The organism is Halorubrum sp. CGM5_25_10-8B (assembly GCF_005435095.1).
Taxonomy (GTDB): Archaea; Halobacteriota; Halobacteria; order Halobacteriales; family Haloferacaceae; genus Halorubrum; species Halorubrum ezzemoulense.
On record NZ_SGTY01000019.1, the window covers coordinates 43,154 to 49,964 of the forward strand.

At 55.7% G+C, this 6,811-nt stretch carries 6 protein-coding genes and 2 pseudogenes; 2 read left to right on the top strand and 6 right to left on the bottom strand.

The annotated features are described in order from the left end of the window. Position 1: 1 nt before the first annotated feature. The gene (locus tag EXE51_RS14900) at positions 2-1,714 is read right to left on the bottom strand and encodes an ABC transporter substrate-binding protein (RefSeq protein ID WP_094494245.1); all 1,713 of its coding nucleotides are present in this window, start codon (positions 1,712-1,714) and stop codon (positions 2-4) included. A 7-nt stretch (positions 1,715-1,721) separates the two neighbouring features. Then, positions 1,722-2,696, bottom strand: coding sequence for a D-2-hydroxyacid dehydrogenase (locus tag EXE51_RS14905; RefSeq protein ID WP_094494244.1), 975 nt, complete (start codon positions 2,694-2,696; stop codon positions 1,722-1,724). Positions 2,697-3,003: 307 nt separating this feature from the next. Here EXE51_RS14905 and EXE51_RS14910 point away from each other — a divergent pair, with 307 nt between their 5' ends. Further along, positions 3,004-3,771, top strand: coding sequence for an IclR family transcriptional regulator (locus EXE51_RS14910; RefSeq protein WP_137692957.1), 768 nt, complete (start codon positions 3,004-3,006; stop codon positions 3,769-3,771). Between the two features lie 158 nt (positions 3,772-3,929). Here EXE51_RS14910 and EXE51_RS14915 read toward each other — a convergent pair whose 3' ends face one another. Next, entirely contained in the window at positions 3,930-4,211 is a 282-nt protein-coding gene (locus EXE51_RS14915; RefSeq protein WP_049933141.1) for a helix-turn-helix transcriptional regulator, read from the bottom strand. 142 nt (positions 4,212-4,353) lie between these two features. Further along, positions 4,354-4,713: pseudogene (locus EXE51_RS14920) on the bottom strand (zinc ribbon domain-containing protein); the annotation flags it as partial. A gap of 156 nt (positions 4,714-4,869) precedes the next feature. Between EXE51_RS14920 and EXE51_RS14925 the strand changes: the two are divergent. Further along, positions 4,870-5,400, top strand: coding sequence for a winged helix-turn-helix domain-containing protein (locus EXE51_RS14925; RefSeq protein ID WP_094494242.1), 531 nt, complete (start codon positions 4,870-4,872; stop codon positions 5,398-5,400). 21 nt (positions 5,401-5,421) lie between these two features. Here the strand turns inward: EXE51_RS14925 and EXE51_RS14930 are convergent, their stop codons facing one another. After that, positions 5,422-6,642 (bottom strand): acyl-CoA dehydrogenase family protein, encoded by a 1,221-nt coding sequence (locus EXE51_RS14930; RefSeq protein WP_094593071.1) that lies wholly within the window; start codon positions 6,640-6,642, stop codon positions 5,422-5,424. 49 nt (positions 6,643-6,691) lie between these two features. After that, positions 6,692-6,811 (bottom strand): annotated as a pseudogene (locus EXE51_RS18010) (IS6 family transposase); the annotation flags it as partial.

Consider the following 6,811-nt stretch of genomic DNA (forward strand, 5'->3'; position numbering starts at 1 on the left):
GTTATCTGTCGAGCCACGTCGAATGGAAAGCACGTAGACCGGGGACCTGCACGAAGCCCTTCACCGATGACTGCATCGCAATAGTACCTGCCGCGTGGAAGAGGAAGGCGTGAGGCGTATCTTTCATTATCTTGTCTTCAACCTCCTTGATTAGCTCTCCACGCGCGTCTTTGTCCATCTCTTGGCGCTGTTGGTTGAGGAGATTTGTCGTCTCCTCATCACCGTACCCTGTCCAGTTCCAGATACCGTCGGGAGTGAAGTAGTTGTAGAGACAGCCGTCGGGGTCGATCTGGGCACCGCCCCCACCGACCCACGTGTCGTACTCTAGGTTTAGGATGAGTTCGCTCGATTGCGAACCAGTGACCTGGTTAACTTTCGCGTTAACGACACCAGACTCGTTGAGCATCGTCGATAGCACTCTCGCCCAGCGGAGTTCGCCCGGACGTCCCATCACGTTGAATTCAGCGCCTTCGTACCCAGATTCGCGAATGAGTTCTTTCCCTTCTTCTGGCGCGTAAGCTTGGAATTGTGGCTTGTCGTCACGTTCAGGCCAGTAATCTGGCGATAGCGGCCCCACTGCCGGTTGGCCGAGTCCGAACAGCGCTTCGTTGACGAACCGCTCAGAGTCGATGAGTTTGGCAATTCCCTGGCGGAACTTCTTCGATGAGAAGGGCTCTTTCGTCTGGTTCATCTCCAACCCACGCCACGCGTTAAGTGGCTGTGAGTTCGCGGAAATGCCATCATTGCTAGCCACCTGCTCGTAGCTCTGGGGTGGGACCGTCTGGAGGAAGTCGAGGTCTCCAGACCGGATCGCACTCGTCGCTGTCGAGGGTTCGGGGACAAGACTAATCTCGACACCATCGAGGTACGGTAACGAGTTCCCGTTGGCGTCGGTCTCATGGTACTCATCGAATGCCTCGAGCGTGACCGACTCTTGGATCACGTGGCCGGTTACCTTGAATGGCCCAGTACCGACCGGTTCAAGACCGTAGTCTCCGCCCATCTCCTCAATCGCGGTCTTGTTAACTACAGTTGCCGCGCGTCCCCGACGGGTTAGGTACGCCATCGCCGGCGCGTACCGCTCAGTCCAGTTGAGTTCAACCTCGTAGTCGCCATTGACGACGACGCCCCCGTCGTCTGGTGCTTGAAGCTTCGAGATGGCGCTAGCTGCGGGAAGTTCCTCGTTAATCGTCCGCGAGATAGTGTAGCGAACGTCCTCGGCGGTGAACGACTCACCGTTATGGAATGTAACATCATCGCGGAGTTGGAACGTCATGTTCGTCCCGTCCACCGTCCAGTCGGTAGCAAGGTTCCCGACGATGCCCCCCTCCGGACCGATTTTCACGAGGGCGTCGAAGATATTCACCATCGCCGCCATGTTGTCGGTGTGGTTGATGTACGGCGGATCCAACTCGTCCATGTTCGGCAGCATCCAGCCAGCCTGGAGTGTACCACCCATGCTGACTTCGGCCTCTGTCGACGACGAATCGTCCCCCATGGAATCATCGTCGCCACCATCTCCACTTTCGTTGTCCGAGGGGGACTGATCAACCTCCGAACTTGCACAGCCTGCTACCGCAGCCATCCCGGCCGCTGAGAGGAGCTTCAGTGAAGTCCGGCGGTCTATACGGGGACCACTCAGTTCTTCGTCGGTGATTGATTCGAGCTCGCGCTGGGTTGGTTCGTCGGTCGTGTTCGTCTTATCGTGTGTCATTGTGGGTCTACGGCGTCTCCACTAAATTTGTCATACTGTTCCACTCGCGCCCCGCATCAAGCAACTTCACACTGTCAGCCAACACCTCCGCAAGCCGGGGCCAGTGCTTCGGGGTGTGTCCGGCCATGTGCGGCGTTATCTGGACGTTCCCCATGTCCCAGAGCGGATGCTCTGAGGGGAGTGGCTCGGGGTCAGTCGTGTCAATAGCCGCACCGGCAATACTGCCGGTCTGTAAGGCGTGGGTCAGTGCGTCAGTATCGACCAACCCACCCCGGGCAACGTTAATCACTCGCGCACTGGGTGGAAGCGTCGCAAGCGCGGCCTCGTCGAGGAAGTTCCGGGTTGTATCAGTCAATGGCGACGAGAGGACCAAGTAGTCGGTCCGAGCCAGTGCGTCATGGATCTGGTTCTCGTCGAAACCAACGATCTCGTCGGCAGGCCCACCCTTTTCGGGGGTGTACCGGATTCCAATGGTCTCGACACCGAAACCAGCTGTTCGTTCGAGAACATGGTGTCCGACCGATCCGAGACCGACCACGGTCACAGTGCTCCCGTTGAGCTCCTCAGCTTGGTAATGGCGCCACTCAGATCTTTGCTGGCGTTTCCAACCCTCTGGTAACTTCCGGGCAAAGGCCAGCATGTACCCAAAAACCTGCTCGGCGATGCCTGGCGCGTGGATACCTGAGGCGTTGACAACGCGGATGTCGCTCTCCGCGAGTCGGTCCATCGGTAAGTGATTGTACCCGGACGACGCGACGACAAACAGCTCAAGTTGCTCAGCGTGTTCCAACAGCTGTTCGCTAATTGTTATCCCTGTAGCAATGCGAGCAGTTTTGATTACTTCTCGCTCTTCTTTCGGCGTCGACGCCACTGTGACTGTGTAGTCGGGCAGGCGTTTGCGGATCTCTTGGCCATACTCTTCAGGGGAAAGTCCCTCTGTACCGCGGCGGAGCACGACCACGTCGTGTGAGTTAGAGGTCATTTTTCATGCTTCGTTGTGTCATTTATATCACCTTGTGTGAGAGTACCATTGTCACAAGGCCACTCAGAGAACATAAATATTTGGTAGTATAGAAATTATTTCTGGATTTCTTACTAAGAAACAGAATGAAAATGGATTAATACTATACAATCATTCATTTTCTTTCCATATTAGTTGATTTGCTGCTAATATTTAATCGATGTTTAACTATTGTCTAATTGTCTGCTTCGAATTCGCTCAGTCAATGGAAAGGGCCTTGTTTGGTAATGTGGAACAAACTTAAGCGGCTCTACAGTTATGGCCACGTATGACAGATTCGGTGACGAACGGGGTGCAAGCGATTAAAAAGACAAGTCGCATCCTGACAGTCCTACAAGAGCAAGGTGGAGGCGGTGTCACCGAAATCGCCGGAGAACTCTCCTATAATAAGAGTACGGTACACCACCACCTCACTACACTTCGGGAAGAGGGGTTAGTCATCAAGCGCGGTGACCAGTACCACCTTGGCATCCGATTGTTCGAGCTTGGCGCATTCACCCGCCGCCAACGAGATATCTACAGCGTTGGGAAACCCCAAGTTAATTCGCTCGCCGAGAAGACCGGCGAGCTAGCGAACCTGATGATCGAAGAAAACGGCAAAGGCGTGTATATTCAGGTCAGTGCGGGTGAGGACGCCGTGAATCTAGACACATCAACGGGTACCGAGCAATATCTCCATACGTGCGCTATTGGGAAGTCCATCCTCTCGGAAATGCCATCTGCCCGTGTCGACGAAATCATTGACCAGCATGGACTGCCTGCCGAAACCAGTAACACCGTGACAGACCAGGCGACACTCAAAGACGAACTTGAAGGGATACGAGAGCGTGGCGTTGCCTTCGACAATGAGGAACGCGCCGAGGCTATCCGGTGCGTCGCGACCCCTGTTACGAATAAGGACGGGGAATTGCTTGGCGGCATCAGTATTTCAGGGCCTGCTACACGGATGCGGGGAGACCGTTTCAAGACCGAGATCCCAGAACTCGTGCAGAACGCCGCCGAGGTCATCGGGCTAAATGCGTCATATTCTGGGTGATTCGCTAATCGGTTTCGTATTATGAAATATTGCCCCGTCCTGCTCGATCAAGAAGATATGGTTTCAGTGGATTGAGCCACAGTGCTGACGCGCTTCCTCCCACCCGTAAACGGGTGGGCTTCCGCGCTGCTACCGCTGTGAGTCTAGTGTAGCAGGTTTCAGCTGTCGTGAGTGATGTACTCAGCCTCCCAGTCGGCTCTCGCCTGGATTTCTCTTTCGCCGCGGCGGGTGAGTGAATACTCATTGGTGCGCTTGTCCCGCTGGCTTTTCTCAACAAGCCCTTTCTCAACAAGGGTGTCAAGATTGGGGTAGAGCCGGCCGTGGTGGATCTCTTCTTCGTAGTAGTCCCCGAGCTCATCTTGAATTGCCAGCCCATGTGGGTCATCAAGCCCGGCGGTTATGTACAACAAGTCACGCTGAAAGCCCGTAAGATCGTACATACCTTGATATCTGTGTTCTACATTTAAAAAATTATTATTCCATATAAATCTATCAGTCAATCTATAGCTGCTGGGCCGTTTCCTTGCCGATTGACTTCCTCCCACGGCTGAAGCCGTGGGATTCCTCCGGTGGGGATGTTGGCTATGCCGAACCCACGGAGGCAAGTTTCCCGTCGTCTGGGCTCCGGTTTGTGCGCTCCTCGTTGCGACTTGCCCTCTCGGGAGAGTGTGATACCTCCGACCAGTTGTGGTCGTCCCACCTGAGACGCACGGGCCGAACTATCGACCCAGCTTCAATTTCGTCAGCCTGTTGTTCGAGGAACGTGCGAGACGCGCACAGGTCTGCGTGGGCTTCGTGACTACACGGACACCGGAATACGTCACTATCCCGGTCGGTGTCGTCCTGTTCACCACACGCCGGGCAGGTCCGGATTGTATCGGCTTCTGACCGCATCTCAACGGTGATACCGTATTCCCCGGCTGTGTGTGACAGGCGTTCGATTGAGATTGATGACGCAAAGGCCGAGCTCGATTCCTAAGGACTCCTAGAGGGCGTCAGCACGGAGCAATCCCTAGAGAACGCACCGGTCCTGGGACGGAACCTAGCCGCGCGCAGTCCAAATACTGATTAGCATGACGATTCCACATATACGGAAGAATGCCCGAGAAGCAGACGGATCCCGACTGGAATCTCTCCGAGCGGGACACGCTTATTCTACGGGAGCTTGCGCGCGACCCACAACTCACCTCCCGTAGCCTCCGAGACCTCCTCGAAGAAAAGCACGGCATTGACGTCTCCCATGTGACCGTTAGCGAGTCAATCCGGCGAATGCGGAAAGACGGCGTGTTCCGCGAAGCACTTGTTCCAAACGAGGAGAATCTCTTCTTTTCGTTGTTCGAGTTCCAATTTAACCCAGAAGGGTTCGAAGAGAATTGGCGAGAAGCACTCGAACACGTCCGATCAAGCCGCCATACCTTCATGTACTTCCTCTCGGATGGCGATTACCAGTGGAAGACGATCATGATGTTCGAAGATCGCGAACAGGAGTCAAAGTGGATCCACGATTTCTACAAGGAGTACGGAGAACTCATAAATAATCTTCGTAATTCCGTCGTGACGAACGTCCTCAAGTTCGGGACCGACCCGGAGTTGTTCGAGGTGTTCCAAGAAGACAACGGGGAGGAATGACGACCAACGCTCGTTGTCAAGTCAGTCGAATTCACCGAACCGGGTGACAGGCGCTAACTCCTCAGTGGGTGGATCCTCAAAGGCATCACGCGCGATTGACCGCCGGTGGACCTCATCGGCCCCATCAACGATCCGGAACTGCCGGACGTTCTCGTGGAACCGGGCAATCGGCAGGTCGTAGGCGATCCCGTTACCGCCACAGAATTGGAGGGCGTCGTCAATCGCCTCCTGGGCCACGTTCGCTGCGAAGGTCTTAGCCATCGCCACCTCGATGCGCGCTTCGTGACCATCAGCGATCCGTCTGGCGGCGTGGCGCACCATCGTCCGGGCGGCGTGAAGCTCGGTGCGGCGATCAGCGATTCGGAACCGTGGCCCCTGTTTCTCCGAGAGCGGTTCACCGAACCCTTCCCGTTCAGAGAGATAGGCGGTCGCAATGTCGAGCGCACGGTCGGCCATCCCGCCGTATCGCATACAGTGAGTAAGTCGAGCCGGACCAAGCCGCTGTTGTACGAGCTTGAATCCCTCATTCTCTTCGCCGAGCGTATTCTCGACCGGCACTCGAACGTTGTCAAACCGGATTTCGGCGTGTGTTGTTCCGACTAAGTCTTCGCCAAGGTGCGGGATATTCCGAACGATTTCAACGCCGTCAGTGTCAGCGGGCACCAAGATAACCGAACAGCCGGCGTATGGATGTGCCTCCTGGTCAGTACGGGCGAAGGTCAACAACAGGTTGGCCTCAAGACCACCAGTTGTCCACCACTTGTGCCCGTTGATGACCCACTCATCGCCGTCCTTCTCCGCAGTTGTTCCCAGCATCTTCGGATCCGATCCCCCGCCCTGCATCGGCTCGGTCATCGCGAACCCGGAGTCAATCTCGCCAGCCGCAAGCGGACGGAGCCAGCGCTCCTTCTGGTCGTCAGTGGCCGCGATCTCGAGGGTATGCATGTTCCCTTCATCCGGTGCCGCACACCGAAGCGCGGTTGGGCCGAGTAGGCTTCGCCCCGCCTCCTCGAACACAGGGAGCATCTCACGGAATCCGAGACCAAGTCCGCCGTACGCTTCGTCGACTTGCGGAGCGTAAATCTCACTGTCGCGTGCGGCGTCACGCAACGCTTCGATTTCAGCTGGTGGGACCGGTCCCCTACCAAGCCACTCGCGCTCGACAGGAAGCACCGTTTCCTCAATAAATTCCCTGACGGCGTCGGCGACCTCGGGTCCACGTCCGATATCGTTGTACTCCATACCAGATATTGATTAGCAATGTAAATAGTGGTTCCGGCTATTGGTCGCGTTAAGTTTGGCGTGAATTGTGGTAGACAGCAACGGCTTCGAGCCAATTTTGAGCTGTCTCGAGTGCGACATTGCTAAAACTATTCGCAAACGAGGATGTTCGTCGTTCTATTTCCCAAAA

Bases quoted from the DNA above. Each gene is read 5' to 3' on its own strand.
- EXE51_RS14930 (WP_094593071.1), bottom strand. From the start codon at position 6,642: ATGGAGTACAACGATATCGGACGTGGACCCGAGGTCGCCGACGCCGTC.
- EXE51_RS14905 (WP_094494244.1), bottom strand. From the start codon at position 2,696: ATGACCTCTAACTCACACGACGTGGTCGTGCTCCGCCGCGGTACAGAG.
- EXE51_RS14910 (WP_137692957.1), top strand. From the start codon at position 3,004: ATGACAGATTCGGTGACGAACGGGGTGCAAGCGATTAAAAAGACAAGT.
- EXE51_RS14915 (WP_049933141.1), bottom strand. From the start codon at position 4,211: ATGTACGATCTTACGGGCTTTCAGCGTGACTTGTTGTACATAACCGCC.
- EXE51_RS14900 (WP_094494245.1), bottom strand. From the start codon at position 1,714: ATGACACACGATAAGACGAACACGACCGACGAACCAACCCAGCGCGAG.
- EXE51_RS14925 (WP_094494242.1), top strand. From the start codon at position 4,870: ATGCCCGAGAAGCAGACGGATCCCGACTGGAATCTCTCCGAGCGGGAC.